Genomic DNA, 461 nt, shown 5'->3' with positions numbered 1-461 from the left:
TATTGTAATGGATCACCCACCGCACATTAGATTTATCGATCCCCATTCCAAACGCGATCGTAGCGCAAATGATGTCCAGTTTATCATTGATGAAATTCTCCTGTATACTAATGCGGTCACTGTGGGATAGGCCAGCATGATAAGCTTCAGCTTCATAGCCTTTAGCCTTTAGCTTTGCCGCGAGTTCTTCAGTGTTTTTACGGCTAAGACAATAGATAATTCCGCTTTCGCCGCGCCTGACTTTCAAAAATGCGAGGATCTGATCAACTTTTTTATTCCCCGGCCTCACATCAAGGCTAAGATTTTTGCGGTCAAAAGAAGAGATATGATGAGTAGCGTGAGGAATGTTGAGTTGGTCGCAAATGTCCTGCCGCGTAGCTTTATCGGCCGTAGCGGTAAGCGCAATCATGGGAGTTTGCGGGTGGCGTTTCTTTAGATAACCTAGTTGCGTGTAGGCCGGA

At 46.0% G+C, this 461-nt stretch carries 1 protein-coding gene; it reads right to left on the bottom strand.

The window, feature by feature from the left end; all coding sequences use genetic code 11:
- Nucleotides 1-461, bottom strand: a 461-nt coding sequence (locus HC175_RS18370) for a helicase-related protein (RefSeq protein WP_262887251.1), incomplete at both ends; no start/stop codon positions are given.

This window comes from Salinimicrobium oceani (assembly GCF_012037645.1).
This window is presented reverse-complemented; position numbering and strand designations above follow the sequence as displayed.